Source organism: Streptomyces sp. CNZ301 (assembly GCF_004217425.1).
In genome coordinates this window covers 450,174-476,373 of sequence record NZ_SHLG01000002.1, presented here as the reverse complement: position 1 = coordinate 476,373, position 26,200 = coordinate 450,174, and the positions used below count along the sequence as shown (strand labels likewise).

26 protein-coding genes and 1 tRNA gene are annotated in these 26,200 nt (G+C 70.8%); 10 read left to right on the top strand and 17 right to left on the bottom strand.

Annotated features, from left to right (window positions below):
- Positions 1-100 precede the first annotated feature (100 nt).
- Positions 101-1,243, top strand: coding sequence for a site-2 protease family protein (locus EV375_RS26295; RefSeq protein ID WP_130302425.1), 1,143 nt, complete (start codon positions 101-103; stop codon positions 1,241-1,243).
- A 234-nt stretch (positions 1,244-1,477) separates the two neighbouring features.
- Here the strand turns inward: EV375_RS26295 and EV375_RS26290 are convergent, their stop codons facing one another.
- Positions 1,478-1,903: a nuclear transport factor 2 family protein gene (locus EV375_RS26290; RefSeq protein ID WP_130302424.1), complete on the bottom strand. Its 426-nt coding sequence runs from the start codon at positions 1,901-1,903 to the stop codon at positions 1,478-1,480.
- A gap of 139 nt (positions 1,904-2,042) precedes the next feature.
- Between EV375_RS26290 and EV375_RS26285 the strand changes: the two genes are divergently transcribed.
- From EV375_RS26285 to EV375_RS26275, 3 genes are all read left to right on the top strand, one after another.
- Positions 2,043-2,663, top strand: coding sequence for a PadR family transcriptional regulator (locus EV375_RS26285; protein ID WP_130302423.1), 621 nt, complete (start codon positions 2,043-2,045; stop codon positions 2,661-2,663).
- Between the two features lie 116 nt (positions 2,664-2,779).
- The gene (locus EV375_RS26280) at positions 2,780-3,172 is read left to right on the top strand and encodes a DoxX family protein (RefSeq protein ID WP_130302422.1); all 393 of its coding nucleotides are present in this window, start codon (positions 2,780-2,782) and stop codon (positions 3,170-3,172) included.
- A 382-nt stretch (positions 3,173-3,554) separates the two neighbouring features.
- The gene (locus EV375_RS26275; protein ID WP_130302421.1) at positions 3,555-5,093 is read left to right on the top strand and encodes an amino acid permease; all 1,539 of its coding nucleotides are present in this window, start codon (positions 3,555-3,557) and stop codon (positions 5,091-5,093) included.
- Between the two features lie 81 nt (positions 5,094-5,174).
- Here the strand turns inward: EV375_RS26275 and EV375_RS26270 are convergent, their stop codons facing one another.
- The 6 genes from EV375_RS26270 to EV375_RS26245 form a co-directional block, all read right to left on the bottom strand.
- The gene (locus tag EV375_RS26270) at positions 5,175-5,732 is read right to left on the bottom strand and encodes a hypothetical protein (protein ID WP_130302420.1); all 558 of its coding nucleotides are present in this window, start codon (positions 5,730-5,732) and stop codon (positions 5,175-5,177) included.
- Positions 5,733-5,958: 226 nt separating this feature from the next.
- Positions 5,959-6,870 (bottom strand): LLM class F420-dependent oxidoreductase, encoded by a 912-nt coding sequence (locus EV375_RS26265; protein WP_130302419.1) that lies wholly within the window; start codon positions 6,868-6,870, stop codon positions 5,959-5,961.
- A 156-nt stretch (positions 6,871-7,026) separates the two neighbouring features.
- Positions 7,027-7,099, bottom strand: a tRNA-Gly gene (locus EV375_RS26260).
- Positions 7,100-7,159: 60 nt separating this feature from the next.
- Positions 7,160-8,101, bottom strand: a complete 942-nt coding sequence (locus EV375_RS26255; RefSeq protein ID WP_130302418.1) for a sulfite exporter TauE/SafE family protein — start codon at positions 8,099-8,101, stop codon at positions 7,160-7,162.
- A gap of 138 nt (positions 8,102-8,239) precedes the next feature.
- Positions 8,240-8,698 carry an Rrf2 family transcriptional regulator gene (locus EV375_RS26250; RefSeq protein WP_130302417.1) on the bottom strand — a complete coding sequence of 153 codons (459 nt, stop codon included), beginning with the start codon at positions 8,696-8,698 and terminating at the stop codon, positions 8,240-8,242.
- A 116-nt stretch (positions 8,699-8,814) separates the two neighbouring features.
- Positions 8,815-9,621 (bottom strand): thioesterase family protein, encoded by an 807-nt coding sequence (locus tag EV375_RS26245; protein WP_130302416.1) that lies wholly within the window; start codon positions 9,619-9,621, stop codon positions 8,815-8,817.
- A 195-nt stretch (positions 9,622-9,816) separates the two neighbouring features.
- Here EV375_RS26245 and EV375_RS26240 point away from each other — a divergent pair, with 195 nt between their 5' ends.
- The gene (locus tag EV375_RS26240; RefSeq protein WP_130302415.1) at positions 9,817-10,503 is read left to right on the top strand and encodes a TetR/AcrR family transcriptional regulator; all 687 of its coding nucleotides are present in this window, start codon (positions 9,817-9,819) and stop codon (positions 10,501-10,503) included.
- 341 nt (positions 10,504-10,844) lie between these two features.
- A complete protein-coding gene (locus EV375_RS26235; RefSeq protein WP_130302414.1) occupies positions 10,845-12,224 on the top strand; it encodes an MFS transporter in 1,380 nt (459 codons plus the stop codon).
- Between the two features lie 103 nt (positions 12,225-12,327).
- Here the strand turns inward: EV375_RS26235 and EV375_RS26230 are convergent, their stop codons facing one another.
- The 3 genes from EV375_RS26230 to EV375_RS26220 all read right to left on the bottom strand — a co-directional run bounded on the left by EV375_RS26230 (position 12,328) and on the right by EV375_RS26220 (position 14,603).
- Positions 12,328-12,771, bottom strand: coding sequence for a PaaI family thioesterase (locus EV375_RS26230; protein ID WP_130302413.1), 444 nt, complete (start codon positions 12,769-12,771; stop codon positions 12,328-12,330).
- 340 nt (positions 12,772-13,111) lie between these two features.
- On the bottom strand, positions 13,112-14,008 hold the full coding sequence (locus tag EV375_RS26225; RefSeq protein WP_130302412.1) for a cytochrome c biogenesis CcdA family protein: 897 nt from the start codon (positions 14,006-14,008) through the stop codon (positions 13,112-13,114).
- A 16-nt stretch (positions 14,009-14,024) separates the two neighbouring features.
- Positions 14,025-14,603, bottom strand: coding sequence for a redoxin family protein (locus EV375_RS26220; RefSeq protein WP_486588819.1), 579 nt, complete (start codon positions 14,601-14,603; stop codon positions 14,025-14,027).
- A gap of 351 nt (positions 14,604-14,954) precedes the next feature.
- Between EV375_RS26220 and EV375_RS26215 the strand changes: the two genes are divergently transcribed.
- Complete coding sequence (locus tag EV375_RS26215) at positions 14,955-15,323, top strand: hypothetical protein (protein ID WP_130302411.1); 369 nt, start codon at positions 14,955-14,957, stop codon at positions 15,321-15,323.
- A 108-nt stretch (positions 15,324-15,431) separates the two neighbouring features.
- Complete coding sequence (locus EV375_RS26210) at positions 15,432-16,568, top strand: CapA family protein (protein WP_130302410.1); 1,137 nt, start codon at positions 15,432-15,434, stop codon at positions 16,566-16,568.
- A gap of 140 nt (positions 16,569-16,708) precedes the next feature.
- On the opposite strand, the gene dgoD is transcribed toward EV375_RS26210, so the two are convergent.
- The 5 genes from dgoD to EV375_RS26185 all read right to left on the bottom strand — a co-directional run bounded on the left by dgoD (position 16,709) and on the right by EV375_RS26185 (position 23,351).
- Positions 16,709-17,857, bottom strand: a complete 1,149-nt coding sequence (dgoD, locus tag EV375_RS26205; protein ID WP_130302409.1) for a galactonate dehydratase — start codon at positions 17,855-17,857, stop codon at positions 16,709-16,711.
- A gap of 97 nt (positions 17,858-17,954) precedes the next feature.
- Positions 17,955-18,893 carry a carbohydrate ABC transporter permease gene (locus EV375_RS26200; RefSeq protein WP_486588818.1) on the bottom strand — a complete coding sequence of 313 codons (939 nt, stop codon included), beginning with the start codon at positions 18,891-18,893 and terminating at the stop codon, positions 17,955-17,957.
- Positions 18,890-19,903, bottom strand: coding sequence for a carbohydrate ABC transporter permease (locus EV375_RS26195; protein ID WP_130302408.1), 1,014 nt, complete (start codon positions 19,901-19,903; stop codon positions 18,890-18,892). The genes EV375_RS26200 and EV375_RS26195 overlap by 4 nt, the downstream gene beginning before the upstream one ends.
- The gene (locus tag EV375_RS26190; RefSeq protein ID WP_130302407.1) at positions 19,903-21,228 is read right to left on the bottom strand and encodes an extracellular solute-binding protein; all 1,326 of its coding nucleotides are present in this window, start codon (positions 21,226-21,228) and stop codon (positions 19,903-19,905) included. Before EV375_RS26190 ends, EV375_RS26195 begins: the two co-directional genes overlap by 1 nt.
- Positions 21,229-21,329: 101 nt before the next feature.
- Positions 21,330-23,351: a beta-galactosidase gene (locus tag EV375_RS26185; RefSeq protein ID WP_130302406.1), complete on the bottom strand. Its 2,022-nt coding sequence runs from the start codon at positions 23,349-23,351 to the stop codon at positions 21,330-21,332.
- Between the two features lie 137 nt (positions 23,352-23,488).
- Between EV375_RS26185 and EV375_RS26180 the strand changes: the two genes are divergently transcribed.
- Together EV375_RS26180 and EV375_RS26175 are read left to right on the top strand one after the other, a co-directional pair.
- Positions 23,489-24,283: an SDR family oxidoreductase gene (locus EV375_RS26180; RefSeq protein ID WP_130302405.1), complete on the top strand. Its 795-nt coding sequence runs from the start codon at positions 23,489-23,491 to the stop codon at positions 24,281-24,283.
- Positions 24,284-24,374: 91 nt separating this feature from the next.
- Positions 24,375-25,106 (top strand): FadR/GntR family transcriptional regulator, encoded by a 732-nt coding sequence (locus EV375_RS26175; protein ID WP_130302404.1) that lies wholly within the window; start codon positions 24,375-24,377, stop codon positions 25,104-25,106.
- A 21-nt stretch (positions 25,107-25,127) separates the two neighbouring features.
- Here the strand turns inward: EV375_RS26175 and EV375_RS26170 are convergent, their stop codons facing one another.
- Positions 25,128-25,340, bottom strand: a complete 213-nt coding sequence (locus EV375_RS26170; RefSeq protein ID WP_130302403.1) for a DUF397 domain-containing protein — start codon at positions 25,338-25,340, stop codon at positions 25,128-25,130.
- Complete coding sequence (locus tag EV375_RS26165; protein WP_130302402.1) at positions 25,337-26,176, bottom strand: Scr1 family TA system antitoxin-like transcriptional regulator; 840 nt, start codon at positions 26,174-26,176, stop codon at positions 25,337-25,339. The genes EV375_RS26170 and EV375_RS26165 overlap by 4 nt, the downstream gene beginning before the upstream one ends.
- Positions 26,177-26,200: the final 24 nt, after the last annotated feature.

Below are 26,200 nucleotides of genomic sequence, written 5' to 3'. Positions count from 1 at the left end.
GCCGCGGCAGCGCCACACCGACGGCCCATCGGCGGTTCAAGGCGGCCGCCGAGGTGGAACGGCTGTCTGTTCGGAGAGTCTTCGAGCAGGGGAGAAAGACGTGCGGGCGACCTTCGTACTGGGACGGATCGCCGGTGTCCGGATCGGTGTCCACTGGAGCGTGCTGCTCATCTTCGGCCTCATCGCCTTCGGCCTGGCCCGGGGGCGCCTCGCCGCTGCGTATCCGAACAGTCCCGTGGCCGCGTACTGGGCCGCCGGGTTGCTCGCGGCGGTCGTCTTCTTCGCCTCGCTCCTCGCTCACGAACTCGCCCACGCCGTCGTGGCCCGCCGCAACGGCGTAGACGTGGACGACATCGTCCTGTGGCTGCTCGGCGGCGCGGCCCGCCTGAAGTCGGAGGCGGCCGACCCCGCCGCGGAACTGCGCATCGCCGGCATCGGGCCGCTCGTCAGCCTGGTGCTGGGCGGCCTCTTCGTGCTGCTGGCCTGGCTGCTCCACCTCGGCTCCGCTCCCGGGCTCGTGGTGGAGTCGGTGGCCTGGCTGGGCGCCATCAACGTGCTCCTCGCCGTCTTCAACACCATTCCCGCCGCTCCCCTCGACGGAGGACGGCTGCTGCGCGCCTTCCTGTGGTGGCGCACCGGGGACCGGCTGAAGGCGACCGTCGGGGCGACGGCGGCAGGGCGGGTGTTCGGCTGGCTCCTCGTGGCGGCGGGGGTCGTCTTCTTCCTCAGCAGCGGCTTCTTCGGCGGGCTGTGGCTGGCGATCGTCGGCTGGTTCGTCATCGCGGCCGCGACCGCCGAGGGGCGGCAGGCACAGCTGCGGAGCGTGCTGTCCGGTGTCCCGGTGCAGGACGCCATGACACGCGACCCGGTCACCGCGCCGTCCGGGCTGTCGGTGGCCGACTTCCTCTCCGGTCCGTCCTTCCGCTACCGGCACTCCGCGTTCCCCGTCGTCCAGGACGGCGGCGTCCCCGCGGGGCTGCTGACGCTTGACGACGCCAGGAAGGTGCCGTGGGACCGCGCCGAGGAAGTGCCGGTGGACGAGGTGATGGTGCCGCTCACGGACGTCACCGTCGTGGCCCCGCAGGACCCGCTGGCCGACCTCGTGCCGCGCATGGAGCCCGGTCCGCGCAACCGGATCGTGGTGGTGGAGGGAGGAAGAGCCGTCGGCATCCTCACCTCCACGGACATCAGCCGCACGGTGTCGTGGCTGATGAACTTCACCCCGCAGGGGCGCAAGGGGTGAAGCGGGGCGGCCGGGGCGGGGGCTGGCCCTGACGCGGTCCGAGGACCCCGTCCCGCTCCCGGCGGCGCCGTCGCAAGCACGGTCGCTCTGCTGCCCCTCATGGTCACCGGCCTCGTCGCCCACGACCGCGACGCCCGCATCTCCCTGCGTGGTGCCGTCCGGGCCTTCTCGGCCTTCTCGGTGAGCGCCTCCCGCCTCACGGTGAAGAGGTGCCGGCCCCGGACCGGGGCCCCGTCACGCGGGCTTGGGGACGAGACCGTCGGCGACCAGCCCCGCGAGCACCGCCTCACCGAGTGCCTGCACGGCGGACTGCGGCCGGACCATGACGGTGAACTCCTTTACGCGGCCGGCCTCGTCGAAGTGGAGCATGTCGATGCCGTGGATCTGCTTGCCCTGCACGGTGGCGCGGAAGACGAGGACCGCCGCGGGGGCATCGGCGCCTTCGGTGCCCGTCTCCGCCGTGCCCTCGAACTCTCCGACGTAGCGGAAGTCCTCGAAGGTGCGCAGCAGGACGTCGAAAAGCCCCATCACCATCGGCCTGCCCTCGAAGGGCGTGAACTTCACCGGGCTGTAGAAGCGGATGTCTTCGGTGAACAGGTCCTCCAGCGCGGTCCGGTCGCGCGTCTCGACGGCGGCGCGGAAGCGTGCGGCGGTATCCATGGCCCTCCCCGGCTCCTCCTGCTCGTTCGCACAACTTGCGTACGCAGGATTGCGGCTTTCTGACTTACTCAAGGATCTGACTAATCAATTCCTTGAGTATGATGCACGAGCGGACGACGAGCGGGAAGGGGGCGGACCGATGGCCCTGAGGCACGCGGTGCTGGCGGCCCTGCTGGACGGGGAGTACAGCGGATACCAGTTGGCCAAGGCGTTCGGCGTCGGCGTCGCGAACTTCTGGCACGCACTGCCGCAGCAGCTGTACGCGGAGCTGGCCAAGCTGGAGAAGGAGGGGCTGGTCACGGGGCGGCAGGTGGTCCAGGAGACCCGGCCCAACAAGCGCCTCTTCCGGGTCTCCGACGCAGGTCTGGCAGAACTGGAGGGCTTCGTCTCCGCCGCGTCGAAGCCCTCGTTCATCCGCGACGATCTGCTCGTGAAGGTCCAGGCGGTCGACCGCGTCGAGGCGGGGCCCGTCATCGATCAGCTCGAAGAGCGCGCAGCCGCGGCCGAAGGGAGGATCGAGCTCTTCGGCGAGCTGCTGCGGCGGATGCGCGGCGGTGCGGACGAGGAGGCGTTCCTGCGCCGCGGCGCACGGATCGGACCGTATCTGACCTGCATGCGCGGCCTCGCGTTCGAAGAGGGCCACCGGGACTGGTGCCTGCACACGGCGGATCTGCTGAGGGAGAGGCAGACGGCACGGGAGAAGACCGGCAACGCCGAGTCCGGCACCGCAAGCGCCGGTTCGGGGAAGCGGCGCGACTGACGGAACCCGCCCGGGGCTCAGGGCCCGGCGCCGGCGTCGCGGCCCGCGGATGTCACATCCCGGTACGCCGTCCCGTCGTGGTGGGTGACGTCTGATTCCCGACCTGGAGCCTCACCATGAATGCCGCCCTGTGGACCGCGCAGATCCTGCTGGCAGTCCTCTTCCTCGTGTCCGGGTCCCTGAAGGTCAGCATGAGAAAGGACCGGCTGATCGCCACGGGACAGACCGGCGTGGCGCCGTTCCCGCCCGCCGTGATCAAGACGACGGCCGTGTGCGAACTGCTCGCCGTGGCAGGCCTGTTGCTGCCCCGCCTGACGGGCGTGGCTCCGCAGCTGACGCCGTTGGCCGCGGTGGGCCTGGCGCTCGTGATGGTGGGAGCTGTGACGAGCCACGGCTCACTGCTGCGAGCCGACCGTGCCGCCGGACGCGGTTGGCGGGAAGCCGTGAACGTCGCCGCGAATCTCGTCATCCTGGCGCTCTGTGTGTTCGTCGCGGTCGGACGCTTCTGAGGCAGGCGGGAAGGCCCGGACTTCGAAGCCCGTACGAAGACGGTGCGGGCCGCCCGCGTGAGTGGCAGCCCCGCCCCCCGTGACGGGGCTGCCTGTTTGCCGCAGCACTGCGGTGGCGGAGGACTCGGCTGGCCCTCACGTCCCGGCACTCTTCCGTACGCGGCGGCCCTCGGGCATGAGTATGTGTGCTCAACTCGACGTCTCCGGTCCGCTGTACCGCCCGCGGCTCTGGGCGCATCCGTCGTCGTGTGAGGCCGGGCACTGCGTGATCGCTCCCGGGTTCACGAGGGGAAGCGGCGCATGACAGGGTTGACGGTCGGCCGACCGCGCTGTCCCGGTCACCGGCACGACGGCCCCTGCACCCCACAGAGCGAGTCCCCTCATGAACGTCCTCCGCAAGATGCCCGTCGAGCACGTCCTCGACCGAACCCGGCAGAACACTCTGAAACGCCGGCTGTCCGCGATGTCCCTGGCGGGGTTCGGAGTCGGAGTCATCATCGGCACCGGCATCTTCACGCTCGTCGGGGTCGAGGCGAAACAGCACGCGGGCCCCGCGGTCGTCATCTCCTTCGTGGTCGCGGGCGTGGTCGCGGCCCTGGCGGCGCTGTGCTACGCCGAGCTCGCCTCCGCGGTGCCGACCGCGGGCAGCGCCTACACGTACGCCTTCTCCGCCATGGGAGAAGTGTTCGCCTGGATCATCGGCTGGGACCTGCTGCTCGAATTCGCGCTCGGTGCCGCGGTCGTCTCCCGCAGCTGGTCCGGCTACGTCGCCAACCTGCTGGACCTGCCGGCGGAGTGGTTCGGCGAGCAGGCCACGGTCAACATAGGCGCGGTGCTGATCATCGCGGTCCTCACCGCCGTCGCGGTCGCGGGCATCCGCGAGTCCTCGCGGCTCACGAACGCACTTGTCGTGATCAAGGTCTCCGTGTGCGTGCTGATCGTCGTCGCCGGCCTCTTCTTCGCCCGCGGAGCCAACCTCGTCCCGTTCGTACCCCCGGCCCAGCCCGCCGAGTCCGCCGCCGGCATCGTCGACCAGCCGCTGATCCAGGCCGTGGCGGGTCTGGAGCAGTCCGCCTTCGGGTTCGGGGGCGTCCTGACGGCCGCGGCTGTCGTCTTCTTCGCCTACACCGGGTTCGAGGCGCTGGCCAACCTCGGCGAGGAGACCAAGGAGCCCAAGCGGGACCTTCCCCGGGGGCTGCTCGGCAGCCTCGCGATCTGCACCGTGCTCTATGTCGCGGTGGCGCTGGTGCTCACCGCCGTCGTCGACTACCGGAAGATCGACGAGGGCGCGCCCATCGCGGCGGCGTTCCAGTCGGCCGGGGCGCCCTGGGTCGGGGCGCTCGTGGGGCTGGGCGCCATCACCGGCCTGACGTCGGTGATGATGGTGGAACTCGTCACCCTCGGCCGCATCGGCTTCGCGATGAGCCGCGACGGTCTGCTGCCGCGCCAGTTCTCCGAAGTGCATCCGCGGTGGCGCACCCCGCACCGGATGACGATCGCGATCGCCGTACTGATCATGCTCCTCGCCGGGTTCGTCCCGATCGCCGAACTCGCGGACATGGTCAGCATCGGCGCCCTGTCCGGCTTCCTCATCGTGGCACTGGCGGTGCCCGTGCTGCGCCGCCGCAACCCCGGCATCGATCGGCCCTTCCGCGTGCCGTTCTCGCCGGTGCTGCCTGTGATCACGGCTGCCGCGTGCCTGTATCTGATGGCCAACCTCGACGTCTTCACCTGGCTGCGTTTCGGGGTGTGGCTGGTGCTGGGCCTGCTGATCTACCTCTTCTACGGCCGCCGGCACTCGATCCTGGCATCCCCGGCCGGCGTGAAGGGCGGCCTCAAGGGCGACGCGAACGACGGCCTCAAGGACGACGCGAAGAGCGGCCTCAAGGGCGATGCGGAAGGCGGGACGTCGGGCGACTGAGCCGCGGACCAGGGGCACCGGCACGCACCGGCGCGGCGCACCGTGCGGCGCCCGGGCGTCCGGTGCGGCGCCCGACCGCGGTCAGCGCCCCTCCGCCAGCTCCTTCAGCGTCAGCAGCTGCCTGCGCATCATGAGCAGGTCGCCCCACGCCAGGAGGGGCCGGCGCATCCGTCCGAGCACGCCTTCCTCGTCGCCCACCACCAGCTTCGCCAACAGCCTGGTGGCGCCCTCCCGTTCGCCGGTCACCGCGTAGGTGACGGCGAAGGCACCGAAGAGCCGCAGCCCTCCGGGGTCGTCCATCAGCAGCGTCATGTGCTCGTCCTCGGCGAAGGACGCGAGCCGGAATATGGTCATCACCCGCTGCCCCGTCCTGAGGTTCCCGGCGCCGGGCGTGAGCCGGCGCGGGCTGCGGCGGCCGGAGTTGTCCAGCAGGTCGTAGCTGTAGGGAGCGATGCTGAGCTGGCAGAGCCAGCGGAAGACGGTGGCGCGGTCCGCGGCGACCGTGACGGCGCGGAACCAGTGCTCCTTCGGCTCGGCGAGCAGACTGTCGCACGGGTACGTCCCCCGGATCTCCTCCTCGCGTGCTCCCCACACCCGCGGAACGCGCCCGGGCACCTTCGCGGCCGGTCCGTCGCTCATAGGGCAAGCGTCCAGGGGACGGACATGCGGGGTCAACCGGCCCCCGACTGCGCCTCCTTGAGCGGCCCCACTCGGAGCGAGACGGGGCTCTGCCCGGAGCGTTCCCTTCGTATGCGCACGCGCTCTGCCCGTCGTGCCGACGCGACCAGTGCCCTGCCGACCGCGACGCGGACAGCTCACACGCCGCGGCCAGAAGCCGCCCGCCGCCCGTGGACGCGACGGGACGTCAGCCCGGCAGCAGCGCCTCCGCGAGCGCGCGCCACTGGGGGAGCGGCAGCACGCTCGACAAGTCCTCGGTGACGACCTGCAGCGCCACATGATCTGCGCCGGCGTCGAGGAACGAGCCGACCCGCTCCCGCACGGCGTCCGCGTCGCCGAAGGCGTACACCGCGTCCAGCAGGCGGTCGCTGCCGCCGTCCGCGAGGTCGTCCTCGCCGAAGCCCATCCGCAGCCAGCTGTTGCGGTAGTTGGCCAAAGCCAGGTAGCGCCTGAGGTAGTCACGGGCAGTGGCGCGGGCCCGCTCCTCATCGGAGCCGAGGACGACCTTGAGCTCGGGGGCGAGCAGCGCGTCCGCACCGAGGACCTCGCGGGCCCGGGCGGTGTGCTCGGCTGTCACCAGGTACGGCAGCGCCCCCAGTGCACGGTCCCGCGAGAGCTCCAGCATCCTCGGACCCAGGGCGGCGAGAGCGCGCTCCTGCGGCGGCACGGGCTGCGGCGCGGCGTCCAGTTCGTCGAGATATCCGCGCATCGCGCTGTACGGGCGCCGGCGCAGCTCCTCCCGTGTGGTGTCGTCCTGCGCCGCCTCGGCGTGGCTGACGCCCAGACCGAGCACGAAGCGCCCGCCGTGCGCCGAGTTGAGCCGGGCATGCTGCGCCGCGACGTCCTCCGCCCTGTGCTGCCAGATACTCATGATGCTGGTGCCGACGGTGATGCGTGAGGTCGCCGCCAGGAGGGGCTCGGCCCGGTCCACGCCGGGACTGCCGCCGATCCAGAGGGTGCCGTAGCCCAACTCCTCGAGTTCCGCCGCCGCTTCCTCGATCTCCGTGCGCCGCGACGGACTCGCGGAGGCCAGTGCGGTGCTCCACAGACCGATCCGGCCGAACCGCCTGGTGTGCCTTGAGCGTTCGTTCGTCGTCATGCCGGGGAAGCCGCGGGGGCCGCCGGATGTATTCCTCCCGGTCACCCGATCGGTGCACACCTCGCCCGGACGGTCACCGAAAAGGCCCGCCCGGGCCCGTCCGCCCACCGGGGTTTCCGATGTCCTGAGACACCGCATGGAACCTGAGGCATCACATGGAGACCGTGGCGGGATTCGAACCCCAACTCGCCTTGGCCTGCGAGCCCCTCAGCCGCTCGGGCACACGGCCGGGCCGGTGTGCGGTGACGCCGGTGCCCGGGCCGGCCGACCCGGGCACCGGCTCCGCGGGTCACGCCGAGGGCGCGCCCTCCTTCGCGGTGGCGTCCGTCGCTGCTGCTGCTTCTTCTTCGTCGTCCCGCTCACGTGCGACGTTGCGGCGGTGCTCCCGCACCGAGTGGGCGAGTGCTGCGGCCCAGAGCGCGTACAGCACCACGTACACGGCCGTCTTCACCGTGCCGCCGGCGCTCACCCAGTCGCCGTTCAGCAGAGTGCGGACGTTGGTGAGGACGATGATGCCGCCGACGGCGGACCCGAGGACGCGCGGCGGAACATGCCGTACCAGCCATGCCGCGAGCGGTGCAGCTATCACACCGCCCACCAGAAGGGCCGCCGCCCATGACCAGTTGACGCCCCCGGAGCCGAGCCCCGCCAGGAAGCCGATGCTCGCCGCGACGGTGACGAGGAACTCGCTGGTGTCGATGGAGCCGATCACCTTGCGCGGCTCCAGCCGTCCGCTGGCGAGGATGGCCGGAGTGCCGACCGGCCCCCAGCCGCCTCCGCCGGTGGCGTCGACGAATCCGGCGACCAGGCCCAGTGGGGAGAGGAAACGCTTGCGCAGCGGCTTGCCCAGATTGCGGGAGGAGAAGCCGACGAAGGTGAAACGCCCGAGCAGGTAGACGCCCAGCGCGAGCAGGATGAGCGACATGACGGGCTCGGCGACGGCGGTGGAGAGGCTGGAGAGCACCGTGGCACCGGCGAACGCGCCCACCGCGCCGGGCACACCGATCTTCGCCACGACGCGCCAGTCGACGTTGCCGAAGCGCCAGTGCGAGGCACCGGAGACGAGTGTTGTGCCGATCTCGGCCAGGTGCACCGTGGCCGACGCGGCCGCCGGGTTGGTACCCACGGCGAGCAGCAATGTCGTCGACGTGACGCCATAGGCCATTCCCAGGCTGCCGTCGACCAGTTGGGCACCCAGGCCCGCCAGTGCCAACAGGATGAGCGTACGCATGCTGCCCCGATCTTCGAGATCCCTAGTATTCCTACCGCTTAGGTAGAGAAATCTGCCCGACGGTCCGAGAGAGGGTCAAGGGTGTCTCGTCACGCGGACACGATCAGGAGTCGTGCACGGTCGGAACGTCGCGCAGGCTCAGGGGTTGGTCCACGACTCGGGCTTTTCCGCGAGCCTGCTGACGCGCTCGGGAAGCTCGGAGCGCGCGACGTCGGCGAGCGTGACCTCGCCGAGGATCGCGCGCACGTTGGCGCGCACCGCGATCCACAGGGGCAGCAGCGACTCGGCCGGGCCGGTGTAGGAGAGTGCGGGCGGGCGCTCACCGCGCACGGAGACCAGCGGCCCGTCCACGACGCGGATCACATCGGCGATGGTGATCGTCTCGGCGGGAGCGCCCAGGTTGTAGCCGCCCCGGCCGCCGCGGCGGCTGACGACGAGTCCGCCTCTGCGCATGTCGTTGAGGATGCCCTCGAGGAACTTGCGGGGGACGCCCTGGGCCTCCGCGATCTTCTCGGCCTTGACGGGGTGTTCGTCACCCGCGGCCGCCAGTTCCAGCGCGGCACGCACCGCATAGTCCGCTCTCGCCGAGATCCGCATACCCGCATTGTCCGGCACGGCGGCGGCGGTCCGCCGGTGGCATGCGCGAGCCCGCTGCCCGCAGGCGGGCAGCGGTGTACGACGAACGGACTGCGGCCGGCGGCGGGGGAGGGGCTTCAGGGCCGGGAGGCGACGAAGAGGCTCTGCACGCCCCGGCCGATCGGTCCCTGCTCGTCGTGGAGTGCGGATTCCGTCATGCCGACGCCGGCCGCGTCGATGCTCGTACGTGCGTCGACGCAGACCCATTCCCCGGCCGGGTGACGGTGCAGATGCACGGTCAAGTCGGGATTGACGAAGAGGTGTTGGGAGAAGTCCAGCACGTTGCTCACGCCGTTGCCGGAGTCCGCCGCCACCAGCACGCGATCCAGCGGCGCCGTCTTCTCGCCGTCCACCAGGGGGATTCGCATCCGCAGCCAGCAGGCCGCGGGCCCGTTCCCGAGGAAAGAGCCGTGCGCGAAGCGGGACTCCATGGCCGTGTGGTAGCCGACGTCCCACGGGACGGGGAAGAACGGCTCGGGCTGCCCGCTCGCGGGTCCGGGCACCTCCGGCCCCGGGGTCTCCTGGGGAACCGAGCCGGGTTCGGTGCGGATGCGCAGCGCCCGTGCGCGCATGACCTCCTTGCCGCCCTCGGGCGTGAGCGAGGCCTCGACCAGTTCCACGCTGCGTCCCTCGCGCAGCACCTGCGTGGTCACCGTCAAAGGCTTCAGCGGCACGGGACTTGTGATCTCGAAGGTGATCCGGGCCAGCCGCATGTCCTCGCGGGCGCCCGGACGCGTCCGCACGGCGCGGCCCAGCAGTGCCGCTGGCGGCCCGGCGTGCTGGCTGTCCGCGGACCAGGGGCCGCGGGTGTTCTCGGTCGGCACGTACCGGTCCTCCGCCACCTGCTCGAAGAAGGCCTCTGCGCAACTGGTCTTTTCTGGCACGGCTGTTCTCCTGCCCGCTGGGTGGTCCGGCAAGAAGGCTACTGGCAGGTATTGGTGGGTGTCACGGCCGTGGGGATGCCGCTTTGCCGGATGGGGAAGGGCAGGTCAGCCGCCATCGGTGGCGGCCCGCGGGAGGCCGCGGCGGTCGGCTGGAACGAAGTTGGAGGTGAAGCCGAGTTCAGGTATAAGTTGCCCATGGCATTCACCGCGTTCGACGACTGGGACGGTCCGCCGCTGCCGTCGATGGTGAACCCGGCCCTGTTGCGCGAGACGCCCGCCACCGAGCGCGGCGCCCGCCGGAGGTCGGAACTGATAGCCGCCGCACGCAAGGTCTTCGAACGCTCCGGCTACCTGGATGCCCGCCTGACGGACATCACCAAAGAGGCCAAGTGCTCGACGGGCTCCTTCTACACGTACTTCAAGAACAAGGAAGAGATCTTCGCCGCGGTCCTCGAGGTCGCCCAGCAGGACATGCTGCACCCCGGCATGGACCGGGTGCCGGACACCGACGACCCCTACGCCGTCCTCGAAGCGAGCAACCGGGCCTATCTGGAGGCCTACCGTCGCAACGCGAAGCTGATGGCGCTGCTGGAGCAGGTGGCCAACATCGACCCCGTCTTCCGCGAGTTGCGCCGGCGCCGCAGTGAGGCGTTCATCCACCGCAACGCCCGCGGCATCGCCGATCTGCAAAAGCGTGGCTTCGCCGATGCCGACCTCGATCCGATGCTGGCCTCGCGGGCGTTGTCGAGCATGGTCAGCCGCGTCGCCTTCGGGCTCTTCGCCGCGACCGGGGGTGCTCAGGAGCCGGTCGACTTCGAGAAGGTCGTCTACACGGTGACCAGGATCTGGGCCAACGGCCTGAGGTTCCCCGGGCATTCCTGAGCCGGCCGGCTCAACTCGCCACTGTCATCCGCCCGCTGCCGGCCCCCGACTCGCTGCTGCCCCCAAGTTGTCGCCGGCCCCGCCCGGTTGCGTGACGGTGAGGCGTCATCCGCACCTCCCGCCGCGCAGCGGCCGGAGTCGCCGGCTCCGACCCGCTGCCCAACGGCCCGCCGCCGCACGGTCGTCGGGGCGCCGCTGCGTCCTCGATGGGCGTCCTCGCAGCGCAGACGGTCGTGTCCCGGCTGTTGACACCGCAATGGCCTTCACCGAAGCTTCGCCCAGAAGTTGAACATGACGTCAGCTTACGGCGATCAGTTGCAGTCCACCGCCAAGGGAGAGCCATGACTGAAACGGCGGAACCGAGCGAGGATGCGGCAGCGGCGGCGCAGCCCGGAACCCAACCCGAGGGCCATCGCAAGCTGCTCGCCGCGGGGCTGATCGGCAGCTCGATCGAGTGGTACGACTTCTTCCTCTACGGCACGGCGGCCGCGCTGGTCTTCCCCCACGTCTTCTTCCCCTCCAGCTCGCCGCTCACGGGAACGCTGCTCTCCTTCAGCACCTTCTGGGCGGGCTTCATCGCGCGGCCGCTGGGCGGCATCCTCGCGGGACACTTCGGTGACCGCTACGGCCGCAAGCCCATGGTCGTCGCCTGCCTGCTGGGCATGGGCCTGGCGACCTTCCTGATCGGATGCCTGCCAAGTGCCGGGAGCATCGGGATACTCGCGCCGATACTCCTGGTGACCCTCCGCTTCATCCAGGGGCTGGCGTGCGGAGGGCAGTGGGGCGGCATCGTGCTGCTGCTGACGGAGTCGACGAGCCCGAAACGCAGGGGATTCGCCGGCACCTTCGGGCAGATGGGCGTGCCCTTCGGCGTCATCCTCGGCAACGTGGCCTTCCTGGCGTCGACCGCCGTCATGTCGGAGTCGGCGTTCATGACCTGGGGCTGGCGCATCCCGTTCTTCTTCTCCGCGCTGCTCTTCCCGGTGGTGCTGTACATCCAGACGAAGGTCGAGGACAGCCCGGAGTTCCGCGCGCTGCAGGAGGCCTCCAGGAGCAAGCAGGAGAAGGTCGCCCGTGCTCCGCTCAGTGAGGCCGTCCGCAAGGACTGGCGCAAGATCCTCCTCGCCTGCGGGATGCTCGCCGCGACCAACTGCCTCTTCTACATCAGCATCGCGGGCGTCCTCAGCTACGCGACCGAGGAACTGGGCATGAGCCACGAGTCGCTGCTCTCGGTCTCGCTGCTCTCCTCGCTGCTCGGGGCGGGCGTGATCCTCTGGTCGGGCGCCGCGTCCGACCGCATGGGCCGCCGTCCCATGATCCTCGTCGGTTCGGCCGCGCTGATCGTGTGGGCCTTCCCCTACTTCTGGCTCGTCGACACCAAGAGCCTTCTGCTGTTCTTCGTCGCGCTGGCCGTGGGCAGCATCTTCCAGTCCATGACATACGGGCCGGCCGCCGCCTACATCGGGGAGATGTTCGCGCCCAAGATCCGCTTCTCCGGCGCCTCCCTGGCCTACCAGCTTGCGGCCATCACGGTCAGCGGCGCGACGCCGCTCGTCATGACCGCCCTCATAGCCGAGACCGGCTCGACCACGCTGGTGTCGGTCTTCGTGGCGGCCATGGGCCTGGTCACCTTCTGCTGCACCTGGGCCCTGCGGGAGTCCAACCCGGCGGAGGTGCGCAACGATCCGGATGCGGTGCCGGGCGAGCTGCTGCACGCCTGACCGTTCCTCCACCGCCCGCCCGCCCGCCCGGCACGTCACGACGAGGCCGGGCAGGCGGTCCGGGGGAGGACGGGGGCGCGAACTCCCGCCCCCGCTCGCGCCGTCAGGCGCCCTCGGGCTGCCGCTGCGGCTCCTCCTCGGCTCCGGTGCCCTGCGAACCGCCACCGTCCGAGGGCAGGTTGGTCAGACGCACCTCACCGCGTGCGATGTCGCGGCCCGCGTCGTCCGTGACGGTGACGAGCCACAGCTGCTGGGTGCGGCCGCGGTGGATCGGCGTCGCCGTGGCCGTGACCGTGCCGGAGCGTATGGCCCGCAGGAAGTTGGTGTGGTTCGCGACGCCCACGACGTTGCCCCGGTCGCCGTACCAGACCGCGGCGCCGATGCTGGCAGCCGTCTCGACCAGCGAGCAGTACACGCCGCCGTGGACGATGCCGTAGGCCTGGAGGAGTTCAGGGGTGATCTCACAGGTGACGACGGTCCTGTCGGCCGTGATCTCGGGGAACTCCATGCCGACGGTCTTCTCGAAGCCCGTGCCGAAATCGTTCATTGACTCTCTCCGTGGTCGAGGGCTCTCCGCTGGCGGTCCGCGGCGGGCCGCCGCGCTCTGCGGCGTTCGCGGCAGAACGCGTACGCCTGGGCGCCGCACCTCTCCCGCGAGGTGCCGGGCGGCAGACCCGGACGGGGGAGGGGAGACAGCGCTGTCCTGCACAGTCTGGTGCCGGGGCGCGGACGTCTCGACATCGGCCCCCTTGTTCGGGTGCGCAACGTCGGGGAAGTGCCGTCGGTGCCGGGCCGGGCTGCCGTCGGTGCCCGGCCGGGCCGGGAAGCGGGGGCGACGCACGTGGAGTGCGGCGACGGGCCCGCCGTGGCGGAAACCGCCGCCCGCCTCACCCGGCGACGTGCTCCCGGTCGGCCTCCCCCTCGCGCCGGCTCTCCACCGCGGACCGACGGCCCCGGCCCCTCACCCGCACCACCGCGACCGTCAGCAGCACCACGAAGGCGGCCGCCACGACCGGGAGTCCCGTCCACTCCAGGCCCGCCGAGATCGTCCGCTGCACCGTGCTCGCCGTCTCGATGACGGGATCGCTCGTCGCGCCTCCGCTCAGGGACCGGATCTCGTACCAGCCGTAGTACGCCGTGTAGGCGCCCGCGAGTACGAGCAGGCCCCCGCCCACGCGGGAGGCGGCGGCGCCCATGCGCCGCAGACGGCCGAGTGCGGAGGTCCGCGCCAGGGCCACGGCGAGCGCGGCCGTGCCGACCACCGCACCCATCCCGGCCGTGTACGCACCGAACAGCAGCAGACCGCCTGCCGTCGAGCCGCTCTGGAACGCCGAGACGACGGCCGCGAGGAACGGCGCGATCGTGCAGCCGAGGGAGGCGACGGCGTACGCCCCTCCGAACAGCGCCATCGACGGCACGGAGCGGGTGACTCCGGGCGCGCGGCGGATGCGGGGCAGGAGCGCGGGAAGCTGCCGCCCGGCCAGGAGCCACACCCCGGCGCACGCGAGGAGCAGCCCGAACACCACGGTGAACCAGGGCAGATGCTGCTGCACCTGGCCCGCCAGAGGGGCGACGACCAGGCCGAACAGCCCGAAGACCGCCGCGAATCCCAGCGTCATCGCGGCGGTCGCCGCCAGGGCCCGCCCCACGGCGGCGCCCCGCGAGGGGGAGTCCTCACCGAGCACCAGCAGCGACAGATACGCGGGCAGCAGCGCGAAGCCGCAGGGGTTGACCGCGGCGAGCATGCCCGCGGTCAGCGCCAGCGCGAGGGGCAGGTCGTCCATGGGCCTTCCCGGCCGGTCAGCCGGCGAGCCCGGCGACCTGCTCGGTCAGCTGGCCGGGGGTGGTCGCCGCGTTCTGCTCGACGGCCTTGCCGTTCTTGTCGAGCATGACGTACGAACTCTGCTGCGTGATCCCGAACTTCTTCCAGACGGCGCCCTTCTGGTCGTTCAGGTGCGGGAAGTTGCCGACCTTCTGCGTCTTCACGAAGCCCTTGATGGGTTCGGTCTTGTCGAGGCCGGCCACACCGATGAAGTTGACCTTGCCCTTGTACTTCTCGGCGAGCTTCGCCGTCTGCGCCGCCTGCCCCTGGCACGTCCCGCACCACGGCGCCCAGAACCACAGCACGGCGGGCTTGTCCGCCAGCGAGGCGCCCTTGAAGGCCTTCCCGTCGATCGTCCGGCTCGTGAACTGCAGCTCCGCCGGGGTGCCGTTCGGGTTCTTCTCACCCGGGGCGACACCTTCCGGTGCGTCCTTCTCCGGTGCCTTCTTCTCGTCGTCCGTCTTCTCGTCGCCGGCCGCGGCCTCGCCGGCGGGTTTCGTGGAAGCCGAGCCGCCGTTGTCCATGCCGCATCCGGCCAGGGACAGTGAACTCGCCACGAGCAGGGCAGTGAGGGCTACACGGGGTCGACCGGCACGCATCATCTGAATCCTCTGGTGGTGGATCGGGCTCGTCACGCTAGGACGTGGCGTGCGGCGGCAGTCGGTCTTTAGCCGCAGCTGACTAATCCGCAGGCCGGCCTCCCCGCCAGGCCGGCCACCGGCCCTGCCAGTCTGCCCGCCCGCCCGTCGGTCACGCGAGTGCGTCCCCCGCCTCCACTCCATCGCGTGACCGCCCGGCCGCGCGCGGGCGGGTCGACGGGAGCGCGGCCGCGCCGGGGGAGCACGATGCGCGCACCGCGGGCCCCACGTGCGGCCCCGGAGGAGCGCGGGCCCCGGAGGACACGGACGATGAACACCCACTGGCATGCCTTCAGCTACACCGGCCACGAGAGACCGAGCGACGGGGAGGCCCGCGATCCGGAGTCCCCTACGCCGCCGATCGAGCTGAACATGTGGTTCCGCAAGCCGCGTTCGATGATGGACGGCACCTTCACGGAGGCCACGGGCGCGGCGGACTGGCTGGAGAAAGAACTCACGGAGTCCCCGCCGCGGGACACCGCGCTCCAGGTCCCGCGGCACATGAACCGCGCCCGCGACGCGCTCCGCCGCGGAGCGGACGCTTACGTCGGCTACTACACGGCTCACGGCCGCTTCCTCGTACGGGCGGTCCTCGCCTGCCCGCGCCGGGGTGTGCCGTGCCCGTCCCCTCCGCGGTAGACGCCGTCGTGCCTGTACAGCGCCGGCATCTCCGCGGGGACCGTGCGCGGCCGGGACCACGGGGCGGAGCTCGCGGCCCTGCTCGTCCCGGCATGAAATATTGCGGTGATGAGCGGCGAATCGGTCACTTTGTCCCTGTGCGGTGACGTCATGCCCGGTCGCGGCGTCGACCAGATCCTTCCGCACCCGGGCGCCCCTGAGCTGCGCGAGGGATTCATGCGGGACGCGCGGGCCTACGTCGAGCTGGCGGAGGCGGTCAACGGGAGCATCCCCGCCCCGGTCGGCTTCTCCTGGCCCTGGGGGGACGCCCTGGACGTGCTGGACGAGGCCGCGCCCGACGTCCGTGTGATCAACCTCGAGACGAGCGTGACACGGCACGACGACTTCGACCGCTTCAAGGGCGTCCACTACCGGATGAACCCCGCCAACCTCGGCTGCCTCACCGCCGCGCGGCCCGATGTGTGCGTGCTCGCGAACAACCATGTGCTGGACTTCGGACGGTCCGGCCTCGAGGAGACCCTGGACTCACTCGCCGGAGCGGGCCTGCGCACCGCGGGCGCGGGCCGGGACACGGCAGGGGCGCGCGAGCCGGCAGTGGTGCCGCTCGACGGAGGGAGACGGCGCGTGGTCGTCCTGTCGATGGGGACGCCCTCCAGCGGCATCCCCCTGGACTGGGCCGCACTCCCGAACCGCTCCGGCGTGAACCTCCTGGACCTGACCACCCGCAACGCGGCCGCCCTCATCTCCGGCAGCATGCGGGAGTCGAGACGTCCGGGCGACATCGTGGTCGCCTCCGTCCACTGGGGCTCGAACTGGGGATACGACGTGCCCCGGAACCAGACCGTCTTCGCACGCGCACTCATCGACGGCGGCGGCGTGGACATCGTCCACGGACACTCCTCGCACCACCCTCGGCCCATCGAGCTCTACCGGGGCAAGCTCGTGCTCTACGGCTGCGGCGACTTCATCGACGACTACGAAGGCGTCGAGGGCCACGAGGAGTACCGCGACGATCTGCGGCTGCTCTATCTGGCCTCGGTCGAGGCCGACACGGGCAGACTGACGGTCCTGCGCATGGCGCCCTTCCGGGCACGGCGCATGCGGCTGTCGCGGGCGGCGCCCGAGGACGCCGAGTGGCTGCGTGCCGTCCTCGACAGGGTGAGCGGTCAGTTCGGAGTGCGGGTCGAGACCGGTCGGGACGGGATGCTGACGCTGCGGCAGGCCGGCGGCTCCGGACGAGGGTGACTCCTCGCTCCGGACGAGGGTGACACCTCGCGCGCCGGAGCCGCCGCCCGGGCCATGCCGCCCGGGCCATGCCGCCCGGGCCATGCCGCCCGGGCGTCCGTCCGTTCTGCCCGGCCCGGTCCCGGGAGAAGCGGCGCGGGTCACCACTCGGCGAACGCGCCGTCCCCGTACCGCCAGAGCGGGTTGTGCCAGCTCTTCGCGCTGCCGTCCGCGTCCCGCACGGCCTGCTCGTCGATCTCCACGCCGAGCCCCGGGGCCGTCGGCCGCAGCAGATGGCCCTCGTCGAAGCGGAAGACGGACCGGTCGGCGACGTAGTCGAGGAGTTCGGCGTCCGCGTTGTAGTGGATGCCGATGGACTGCTCCTGGATGAGGAAGTTCGGTGTGCAGAAAGCGAGTTGGAGGGACGCGGCGAGAGCCAGCGGCCCCAGCGGGCAGTGCGGTGCGACGGCCACGTCGAAGGTCTCGGCGAGCGCCGCGATGCGGCGGCACTCCGAGATGCCGCCGGCGTGGGAGAGGTCCGGCTGGAGCACGGCGATCCCCGCCTGGAGCGCGGGCAGCACGTCCGTGCGGGAGAAGAGCCGCTCACCCGTGGCGACGGGCAGCGCCGTCGAGCCGGTCACCCGCCCGATCAGATGCGTGTACTCGGGCAGCACGGGCTCCTCGACGAACATGGGCGCGTACGGTTCGAGCACGCCGGCGGCCCTGACCGCCCCGGCCGTCGAGAATCGGCCGTGGAAGTCGATCGCGAAGTCCCGTTCGGGCCCGAGGACTTCGCGCGCGGCCTCCGCCCGCGCCGCGACGTCGTTCAGCTCCGAGACGGTGGGCAGGCGGCTCATCCGCCCGGAGGCGTTCATCTTCACCGCGGTGAACCCGGCCTCGACCTGTGCGGCGACCTGCTCCCGCACGGCCGCCGGCTCGTCGCCGCCCACCCAGCAGTAGGCGCGGGCGCGCTCGCGCACCGGGCCGCCCAGCAGCCGGTGCACGGGGGCGCCGAGCGCCTTGCCCGCGATGTCCCACAGCGCCTGGTCGATGCCTGCGACCGCACTGGAGAGGACGGGGCCGCCACGGTAGAAGGAGCCCTTCGTCATGACCTGCCACAAGTCCTCGATGCGGGAGGGGTCCGCGCCGATCAGGAACTGGTCGGCGAGCTCGTGGACGGCGGTGCGTACGGTGTCCGCCCGGCCCTCCACGACGGGCTCGCCCCAGCCGACGAGGCCGTCGTCGGTCTCGATGCGGCAGAAGAGCCAGCGCGGCAGCACGGCGAAGGTTTCGACTCGGGTGATCTTCAAGTGGTGCTCCAGATGGTGCGGTTGAGCGTGCCCGGCGCGCCGCCCGGTCCGTCAGGTGCGGACCGGGCGGGCCCGGGCCTGTCGTGCGTGGTGGTGGTCAGCCCTTCACGCTCCCCTCGGTGAGACCGGTCCGCCAGTAGCGCTGGAGGACCAGCATGGCCGCGGCCAGCGGAATCACCGAGAGGAAGGCGCCGCCGATCGTGTACTGCAGCAGTTCGGGAAGCCGTTCCGCAGCGGTCTGCCATGTGGTCAGACCCAGCGTGATCGGGTACTTCCGGTCGTCGGAGAGCATCACCAGCGGCAGGAAGTAGTTGTTCCAGATGCCGACGAACTGGAAGAGGAAGACGGTGACCAGCGCCGGCGACATCAGGCGCAGCACGAGCTGGAAGAAGATCCGCCCCTCGCGCGCTCCGTCCACGCGTGCCGCTTCCAGCAGGGTGTCGTCGACGGCCGACTCGGCGTAGATCCGGCAGAGATAGACGCCGAAGGGACTGACGACGCCGGGGATGAGCACCGCCCAGTAGGTGTTCGTCAGCCCGATCTGGTTGAACAGCAGGTACAGGGGCAGGGCGAGCGCGGTGTGCGGCAGCAGTACGCCCGCGAGCACGGACCTGAAGACCGCCTCCCGCCCGCGGAAGCGGTACTTGGCCAGCGCGAAGCCCGCCGCGGCCGCCAGCACCGTCGCCAGCAGCGCCCCGACTCCCGCGTAGAGCAGCGAGTTGAGCACCCACTGGAGGTAGATGTGGTCGTCGTAGGTGAGGATCTTGCCGATGTTCTCCAGCAGTTGCGGGCTGTCGAACCACAGCCCGTTGCTGCCGTACAGCTTCCCGGTGGTCTTCGTCGCGGCGACGATGAGCCAGTAGACGGGCAGCAGGAAGTAGCCGGTGGCGGCGGCGAGCGCCAGGATCATCAGGATGCGTCCGGGCGAGGGCATGCGGCGCGGACCCGCGGGCGCGTTCACCGCGGCCGGGCCGGGCCCGTCGCCCGTGGTGGTGCTCTCGGGCCCGGGGCCGGCGGGAGTTGTGGTCGCGCTCATCGCCTTCTCCTGTCCTTGCGGGTGACGAGGGTGAGGAAGCCGAACGACAACGCGCAGGCGACGAGGGCGAGCAGTACCGCCTTGGCGGCCGCCAGGTAGACGTTGGCATTGGCGAAGGCGTCGTTGTAGGCACTGAGGTTGGGAGTGAAGCTGCTGGAAACCGCCGGCGAGAGCACCTGGATGACGAGGGGCTCCGCGAAGAGCTGCATCGTGCCGATGATGGAGAAGACGCAGGTGAGCACCAGGGCCGGCCGCACCATCGGAATCTTGATCCGCAGGGCCGTCTGCCAGGGACCGGCGCCGTCGATCCTCGCAGCCTCGTACAGCTCCTGCGGAATGGATTTCAGCTGCGCGACGATGATCAGCATGTTGTAGCCGGCGAACTCCCAGACGACGATGTTCGCGATCGACCACAGCACGTTGTCGTAGCCGAGGAAGTCCGGCGACGACGCACCGAGCGCCTCGGTGACGGGGCTGATGCCCGGGACGTACAGGAACCCCCACAGAATCGTGGCGATGACACCGGGGATGCCGTAGGGGAGGAAGTAGGACGCCCGCAGCAGACCTGCCCAGCGGTGGGAGAGCTGGTCGAGCAGCAGCGCCAGCACGAGAGCCAGCACCAGCATGACCGGCACCTGGACGACGCCGAAGAGCAGCACCCGGCCGAAGCTTTCGATGAAGTCGGTCTGCTGGAGCGCGAGTGCGTAGTTCTCCAGACCCCCGAAGCCGACCGTGGGTTCGCCGAGGCCGAGCGGCCCGTGCCGCTCCACCGTCAGCAGACTCTGGTACACGGCGTAGACGATCGGCAGGACGAAGGCGAAGACGAAGAGCGCCAGGAACGGGCCGAGGAAGAACCAGGCGGCGGAGTCGGGCCGGGAGGAGCGGCGGGGGCGGGAGGCCCGTGCGCCGGTTGCGGAGCGCGACGTGCCGGAGGCGCCGGACGGGCCGGACGGGCCGGTGCCTGCGCCGGGCCCGGCGGCCGCTGCGGTGGAGTCGGAAGACGTCGGCATCACGCGCTCCTCGCCTTGAGTCCCTTGGCCTTCATGTCGTCCAGGACCCGGCCCTGCACATCGTTGAGGGCCTCGACGAGCGTGCCGTGCCCCGCCGTCGCCCGGCCGAAGGCGTCCTTGACGTGCTCGAAGGACTGAATGGTGGTCGGCGCCCACTTCCAGGACGTGTCCACATGCTTGTCCGACTCCTGGAAGACCTCGTTGTAGCGCTGGCCGCCGAAGAAGGGGTCCGCCTTGCCCAGCGCGGAATTCTCCAGATCGATGCGCGCGGCCGGCCAGCCGTATCCCGCGGCGACGAGCAGGTCGATGCTCTCGGGGTCGGTGTTGAGCCAGTGCGCGAACTCGATGGCCTCGGCGGGATGCCGGGTGCCCTGGAGAATCGCCGTGGAGGAACCGCCCCAGTTGGCGGAGGCGGACTCGCCCTCCTCCCACTGCGGGAGCGTCGTCACACGCCACTTCCCCTTCGTCTCAGGGGTGTTGCCGCGCAGCAGGGCGTCGCCCCACTGGGCTCCGGGCCAGCTGGCCAACTGGCCCGTCTGCAGGGCCCGGTACCAGCCGCTCTGGGTGTCGGGCATGACCTTGACCAGGCCGTCCCGTATCAACCCGTCCCAGTAGTCGGCGACTTCGAGCGAGACCTTGCTGTTGATGTCCACCAGCCAGGTGTCGCCCTCGGACCGTATCCACTGCGCACCGCGCTGCCATGGGAAAGCCGCGTACCACATGGCGTTCCTCGGCGGGAACGACGTGATGTGGGAACCGCCGCCGCGCTTCTTGATCTTGACGGCGGCTTGTCGGAACTCGTCCCAGGTGCGCGGGACTTCGACGTCCCAGCGCTCGAAGAGGTCCTTGCGGTAGTAGTAGCCCATCGGGCCGGACCCCTGGGGCATCGCGAAGACGTCGCCGCCGAAGACCCCTTGGTTCCACTGCCAGTCGACGTAGGAGTCCTTGAGCTTGTCCGCTCCGTGCTCGCTGAGGTTCGTCAGTCCGCCCACGAGCATGAACTCAGGCAGCGCGTAGTACTCGACCTGGGCCAGGTCGGGCGGGCTGCCGGCCTTCAGCGACGAGTGCATCTTCTGGTAGCCGCCCTGTGTGTTGGCCGGCACGATCTGCACCTGGACCTGGATGTCCGGACGCTTCCTGTTCCACAGGGCCACGGCCTTCTGCAGCGGAACCCAGGTCCAGAAGACCAGTTGGACCTTCTCGCCGTCCCTGCGCGGTGCCTGCGTCGTGCGCCGCGCCGCGCCCGCCGACTCGCCGCACCCGGCGAGCGCGGGCGCCGCTGCCGCGGCGGCGCCCCATGAGAGAACCTTCCTGCGGACGGGCATCTGACCTCCTTGTGGGGGTCCCCCCACGCCGGAGGCGTAGGGGGAGGGTCCCCGCCGGGCGTAGGGGAATGCCGGACTTCTCAGTGCCCCATGACGGCGGCTCAGTGCTCCATGACGGCGACCCCGCGGGGCGGCAGCGTCACCGCGGTGACCCGGTCCGTTCCGTGAGGGCCCAGCCGGTCACGCATCGGTTCGGGCAGTTCCACGACGGCGTCCTCGTCGCCGTGGTTGAGCAGGAACAGGAAGCGGTGCTCGTCGTCCTCGCGGACCGTGGCCTGGACCCCTTCGGGCAGCCCGGCCAGTACGGGGCCCACGCCCGCCGCCTGACGGACCTGGTCCAGCAGGCCGCGCATGGCGGCCTGCCGGAGCCGGGTGCCGATGTACCAGGCGGTGCCGGCGCCGTAGGCGTGGCGGGTGACGGCGGGGCGTCCCGCCAGCTCGCCCCCGCGGAAGACGGCGACGGCCTCCGCGCCCTCCAACTCGACGGCCTCCGACCACAGATCGCCCTCGGTGCCCGGTCCGCCGAGCGGCCCGTCGGGCGCCACGCCCTCGACGGGGACGCTCACCCCTTCGTCCAGCGGCCAGAACTCCTCGACGCGCAGACCGAGCAACTCCCGCAGCGGTGCGGGATATCCGCCCAGGTGCACCCGGTCGCAGCCGTCGACGATGCCGGAGAAGAACGAGACGAGCAGCTGCCCGCCGCCCTCCACGTACTGAGCCAGACGGCGCGCGTCGTCCTCGCCGAGCAGATACAGATTGGGGACGACGACCAGTTTGTAGCCGGACAGTTCACCCGACGGCGGCAGGACGTCGCAGGCCACACTCGCGTCGAAGAGCGCACGGTGGTGCGCACGGTTGATCAGCGTCTGGTCCAGAGCGGTCGACGGACGCGAGTCGAGTTCCAGCGCCCACCAGCTGTTCCAGTCCGTCAGCAGCGCGGCGTCCGCGCGTGAGCGGGTCCCCGCGATCTCCGGTACGGAACTCAACTCGCGGCCGAGGTCGCTGACTTCGCGGTGGATGCGGGTGCCGGTGCCGCCGTGCGGGAGCATCGCGGAGTGGAACTTCTCGGCGCCGCCCCGCGACTGCCGCCACTGGAAGTACATGATCGCGTCAGCGCCCTGCGCCACGGCCTGCCAGCTCCAGAGCCGCATCGCGCCCGGCGGCTTGGGGCCGTTGCGCGGACGCCAGTTGACGGCGCCGGGCGCCTGCTCCAGCAGCAGCCACGGCTGCCCGCCGCGTGCCGAGCGCATCAGGTCGAAGTTGTACGCGGCGGAGAGGTGGGTGTCCGGATCGTGGGGGTCCTGGTAGAAGTCCAGCGACATCACGTCCTGGTGCCGCGCCCATTCGAAGGCGTCGACGGGCTTGTGGTGCGGCATCAGGTTCGTCGTCACGGGCACGTCCGGCGTGACGCGGCGCAGCACCTGCGTCTCCGCGAGGTAGCACTGGCGCAGCGCGTCGTCGCTGAAGCGCCAGTAGTCCAGCTGCTGGGAGGGGTTGGCGAAGGTGGGCGCGAGGCGCGGCGGCAGCACCTCGTCGAAGGAGTCGTAGCGCTGTGACCAGAAAACCGTGGACCAGGCCTCGTTGAGAGCGTCGACGGTGCCGTAGCGCTCGCGCAGCCAGCGGCGGAAGTCGGCGGCGGAGACGTCGCAGAAGCACTGCCGGATGTGGCAGCCGTACTCGTTGCCGACGTGCCACACCTCCAGGGCCGGGTGCTGCGCGTAGCGGCCCGCGACCTGCTCGACCAGGCGGGTCGCGTACTCGCGGTAGACGGGGCTGGAGGGGCAGTAGTGCTGCCGGCCGCCCGGCCATTTGCGGCGCCCGTCCTCCGTCTCCGGAAGGACCTCCGGGTGCAGCCGCGTCAGCCACGGCGGCGGGGAGGCGGTCATCGTCGCGAGGCAGACGCGCAGACCGGCCTGCGCGAGATTGTCCATCACGCGGTCGAACCAGCCGAAGTCGAAGTCGCCGGGCCGGGGTTCGACCTGCGCCCAGGCGAAGACCCCCGCCGTCACCATCGTGACCCCGGCCTCCTTCATCAGCCGGGTGTCCTCGGCCCACACCTCTTCGGGCCATTGCTCGGGGTAGTAGTCGCCGCCGAAGTGGATCCGCCTGTCTGACCTCTTCATGCTGCCGGGCACCTTCGGGTCGTCGGTCGCTGTCGCACGCACATGGTTCAATCCATTAATTATGAATTAACGTAAGTGCACCTCGGGAAGGGGTCAACCCTCCCCGGCCGGTTCCGTACGAAGCGAGGAGGTGCCCGATGACAGGGCCGACGAAGGACGCCGAGGCCGGGGCCGGCAGCGCTCCAGGCCGCTTCCACGGACGGACCGCTGTCGTCACCGGAGCCGCCTCGGGCATCGGCGCGGCCACCGCGCACCGCCTCGCGCAGGAGGGCGCCGCCGTCGTGGTCGCGGACGTCGACGAACCGGGGGGCGCCCGGGCGGCGGAGGGGATACGCGACGGCGGCGGCGACGCGGTCTTCGTCCCGGCCGACGTGGCGGACCCCGGCGCCTGGCGGCGCGTCCTCCGCTCCGCGCGCGAATTCGGGCCTGTCGGTGTGCTGGTCAGCAACGCGGTCAAGGTCGAGGTCGCGCCCGCCCACGAGACCACGCCCGACTCGTGGAACCGGCAGATCTCCGTCGGGCTCACCGCCGCCTTCCTCGGCGTACGCGCCTGCCTGGAGGACCTGCGCGCCGAACGCGGAGCAGTCGTCCTCGTCTCGTCCGTCCACGCACACCACGGCATTCCCGGGCACCCCGCCTACGCGGCCGCCAAGGGCGGACTGCTGTCGCTGTGCGGCCAGTTGACGGTCGAGTACGGGCCCGAAGTGCGGTTCAACACCGTGCTGCCGGGCCCGGTCCTCACCGGGCTGTGGGACCGGGTCCCCGAGGAGGAACGGGCGGCCAGCGTCGCGGAGACCGCGGCCCGCCGCTTCGGCACACCGGACGAAGTCGCCTCCGCCGTCGCGTACTTGGCCTCGCCGGAGGCGTCGTACGTGACCGGCGCGAGCCTCCTCGTCGACGGCGGGTGGAGCGTCATGAAGTCCTCGTCATGAGGTCCTCGGCATGAGGCGGACCCCCGGGGGAGGGGAAGCGGGCTCCGGGCGGACCGGCACCCGAGAAGGCATCGGAGAAGGAGAGCAGGGCATGTCCGGTTACGCGCGCCGCGGAGTACACGGCCAGACCGTCGAGGCCATCGCACACCGGGTACTCAGCGGCCGCATCGGTGAGGGAGACACACTCGACCTCGGCGCGCTCCAGACCGAACTCGGCGTCAGCCTCACCGTGTTGCGCGAATCGCTGAAGGTGCTCGCAGCCAAAGGGATGGTCGACGCACGGCAGAAACGGGGCACGTTCGTGCGGCCCCGCGCCGACTGGCACTTCCTCGACGCGGACGTGCTGCGCTGGCAGTTCGAGTCCGCCGAGGGCCCGGACGCGGGCGCCGGCAACACTCTGCTGCGTGACCTCGGCGAGGTGCGGGCCATCGTCGAACCGGCGGCCGTACAGCTCGCCGCAGAACGCCGCACCGATGCGGACCTCGCGACGCTGGACGACGCACTCGCCGCCATGGAGCGTGCCTCGGAGGTCGGCGACGAGGCCGTCGACGCCGACCTCGCCTTCCACCGCGCCCTGCTCGCGGCCTCGCACAACGAGATGCTGGAGCGCATGGAGATGGTCATCGCCACCGGCCTCGCCTACCGCGACCGGCTCGTCCACGCCTCAGGCCACCGCCCGCAGAACCCGGTGCCCAGCCACAGGGCCGTCCTCGACGCGGTACGGGCGCGCGACACCGACGGTGCGGAGGCGGCCATGCGGGCTCTGCTCGAACAGTCCGCCAGGGACCTGGACGAGATCCGGGGCAGGGGTGCGGCAGGCTGAGAGCTCGCCCTCGTCCTTGCCTCAGCGGCGCTCGGCGCCCGCGACGAACCCCACGAATGTCGTCCACTGCCGTGACGGAACCGAAAGCACCGGCCCGTGCGCGGACTTCGAGTCCCGCACGTTCACCGAGCCCGCACCCGCGGCGACTTCGAGACAGTCACCGCCGCTGGAACCGCTGTAACTGCTTTTGAACCAAACCGACTTGTCGGCGTCGATGATGCGCTCAGCGCTCATTGCTCCCCTGCCAACTGCTCGATCAACCTCGCGGACTCCCCGGTGTGCAGAGCCTGCGACCGCAGCTTGCCATACCGGAGCCCGAAGGCGCTCACCAGCGCAGGATCGCTGACGACGTTACCGATGCCCTGGGACTCGAAATAGCCGAACCGCTGGTGTTCCAGCGTCTCCACGAGGACGATCGGTCCTTCCAGGCCCGGGTGGTAGCCGTATTCCGCGGGCATCACCTGGATCTCGACGTTGGGCAACCCGCTCTGCTCCAGAAGGTATTGCTGCTGACGTCGCATGACCTCGCGGCTCCCCACCGGATTGCGCAGCGCCGACTCCCCGATGACGAAAGCGAATTCGACGGTCGGTGTCCTTGTCAGGAGCGTCTGCCGGCTCATGCGCGCGTCGACGCTGTATTCGACTGCCTCTTCCGAAAGGCGCGGGCAGTGACCTTCGAAGAGGGTGCGCGCGTAGTCCTGCGTCTGCAGGAGTCCAGGAACCATCAGTGGGTCGTACGAGCTGCGGCTCACCGCCTCCATCTCGATCAGGGCGAAGTCCCGGAAGAACGCGGGGAGTTTCGCGAAGTCGACCTCCTCCTGGAGGACTTGCAGCGCACCGCCCGCCTCCAGTACACGCTCTGCCGCGGCGGTGAAGGGGGCTTTCGCGGGACGGCGGCCCTGCTCCACCGAGGCAACCGACTCGTGCGAGTAGCTGATGCGTTCGGCCAGCTCCTCCTGCGTCAGCCGTGCCTTCTCGCGGAAGAGCTTCAGCAGCTTTCCGTAGCCGACCCAGATGGCGGGCCGGTCGTCGTTCTTCTTGCCGGCCTGCTTGCTTTTCGTCCCGCCCATGAGCGCCCCACGTCGTTGCCGAAG

What these genes read in the sequence shown, in the direction of transcription:
- EV375_RS26290 (WP_130302424.1), bottom strand. Translation starts at nt 1,903, where the DNA reads ATGGATACCGCCGCACGCTTCCGCGCCGCCGTCGAGACGCGCGACCGG.
- EV375_RS26285 (WP_130302423.1), top strand. Translation starts at nt 2,043, where the DNA reads ATGGCCCTGAGGCACGCGGTGCTGGCGGCCCTGCTGGACGGGGAGTAC.
- EV375_RS26280 (WP_130302422.1), top strand. Translation starts at nt 2,780, where the DNA reads ATGAATGCCGCCCTGTGGACCGCGCAGATCCTGCTGGCAGTCCTCTTC.
- EV375_RS26275 (WP_130302421.1), top strand. Translation starts at nt 3,555, where the DNA reads ATGAACGTCCTCCGCAAGATGCCCGTCGAGCACGTCCTCGACCGAACC.
- EV375_RS26270 (WP_130302420.1), bottom strand. Translation starts at nt 5,732, where the DNA reads ATGAGCGACGGACCGGCCGCGAAGGTGCCCGGGCGCGTTCCGCGGGTG.
- EV375_RS26265 (WP_130302419.1), bottom strand. Translation starts at nt 6,870, where the DNA reads ATGACGACGAACGAACGCTCAAGGCACACCAGGCGGTTCGGCCGGATC.
- EV375_RS26255 (WP_130302418.1), bottom strand. Translation starts at nt 8,101, where the DNA reads ATGCGTACGCTCATCCTGTTGGCACTGGCGGGCCTGGGTGCCCAACTG.
- EV375_RS26250 (WP_130302417.1), bottom strand. Translation starts at nt 8,698, where the DNA reads ATGCGGATCTCGGCGAGAGCGGACTATGCGGTGCGTGCCGCGCTGGAA.
- EV375_RS26240 (WP_130302415.1), top strand. Translation starts at nt 9,817, where the DNA reads ATGGCATTCACCGCGTTCGACGACTGGGACGGTCCGCCGCTGCCGTCG.
- EV375_RS26235 (WP_130302414.1), top strand. Translation starts at nt 10,845, where the DNA reads ATGACTGAAACGGCGGAACCGAGCGAGGATGCGGCAGCGGCGGCGCAG.
- EV375_RS26230 (WP_130302413.1), bottom strand. Translation starts at nt 12,771, where the DNA reads ATGAACGATTTCGGCACGGGCTTCGAGAAGACCGTCGGCATGGAGTTC.
- EV375_RS26225 (WP_130302412.1), bottom strand. Translation starts at nt 14,008, where the DNA reads ATGGACGACCTGCCCCTCGCGCTGGCGCTGACCGCGGGCATGCTCGCC.
- EV375_RS26215 (WP_130302411.1), top strand. Translation starts at nt 14,955, where the DNA reads ATGAACACCCACTGGCATGCCTTCAGCTACACCGGCCACGAGAGACCG.
- EV375_RS26210 (WP_130302410.1), top strand. Translation starts at nt 15,432, where the DNA reads ATGAGCGGCGAATCGGTCACTTTGTCCCTGTGCGGTGACGTCATGCCC.
- EV375_RS26200 (WP_486588818.1), bottom strand. Translation starts at nt 18,893, where the DNA reads ATGAGCGCGACCACAACTCCCGCCGGCCCCGGGCCCGAGAGCACCACC.
- EV375_RS26195 (WP_130302408.1), bottom strand. Translation starts at nt 19,903, where the DNA reads ATGCCGACGTCTTCCGACTCCACCGCAGCGGCCGCCGGGCCCGGCGCA.
- EV375_RS26190 (WP_130302407.1), bottom strand. Translation starts at nt 21,228, where the DNA reads ATGCCCGTCCGCAGGAAGGTTCTCTCATGGGGCGCCGCCGCGGCAGCG.
- EV375_RS26185 (WP_130302406.1), bottom strand. Translation starts at nt 23,351, where the DNA reads ATGAAGAGGTCAGACAGGCGGATCCACTTCGGCGGCGACTACTACCCC.
- EV375_RS26180 (WP_130302405.1), top strand. Translation starts at nt 23,489, where the DNA reads ATGACAGGGCCGACGAAGGACGCCGAGGCCGGGGCCGGCAGCGCTCCA.
- EV375_RS26175 (WP_130302404.1), top strand. Translation starts at nt 24,375, where the DNA reads ATGTCCGGTTACGCGCGCCGCGGAGTACACGGCCAGACCGTCGAGGCC.
- EV375_RS26170 (WP_130302403.1), bottom strand. Translation starts at nt 25,340, where the DNA reads ATGAGCGCTGAGCGCATCATCGACGCCGACAAGTCGGTTTGGTTCAAA.
- EV375_RS26165 (WP_130302402.1), bottom strand. Translation starts at nt 26,176, where the DNA reads ATGGGCGGGACGAAAAGCAAGCAGGCCGGCAAGAAGAACGACGACCGG.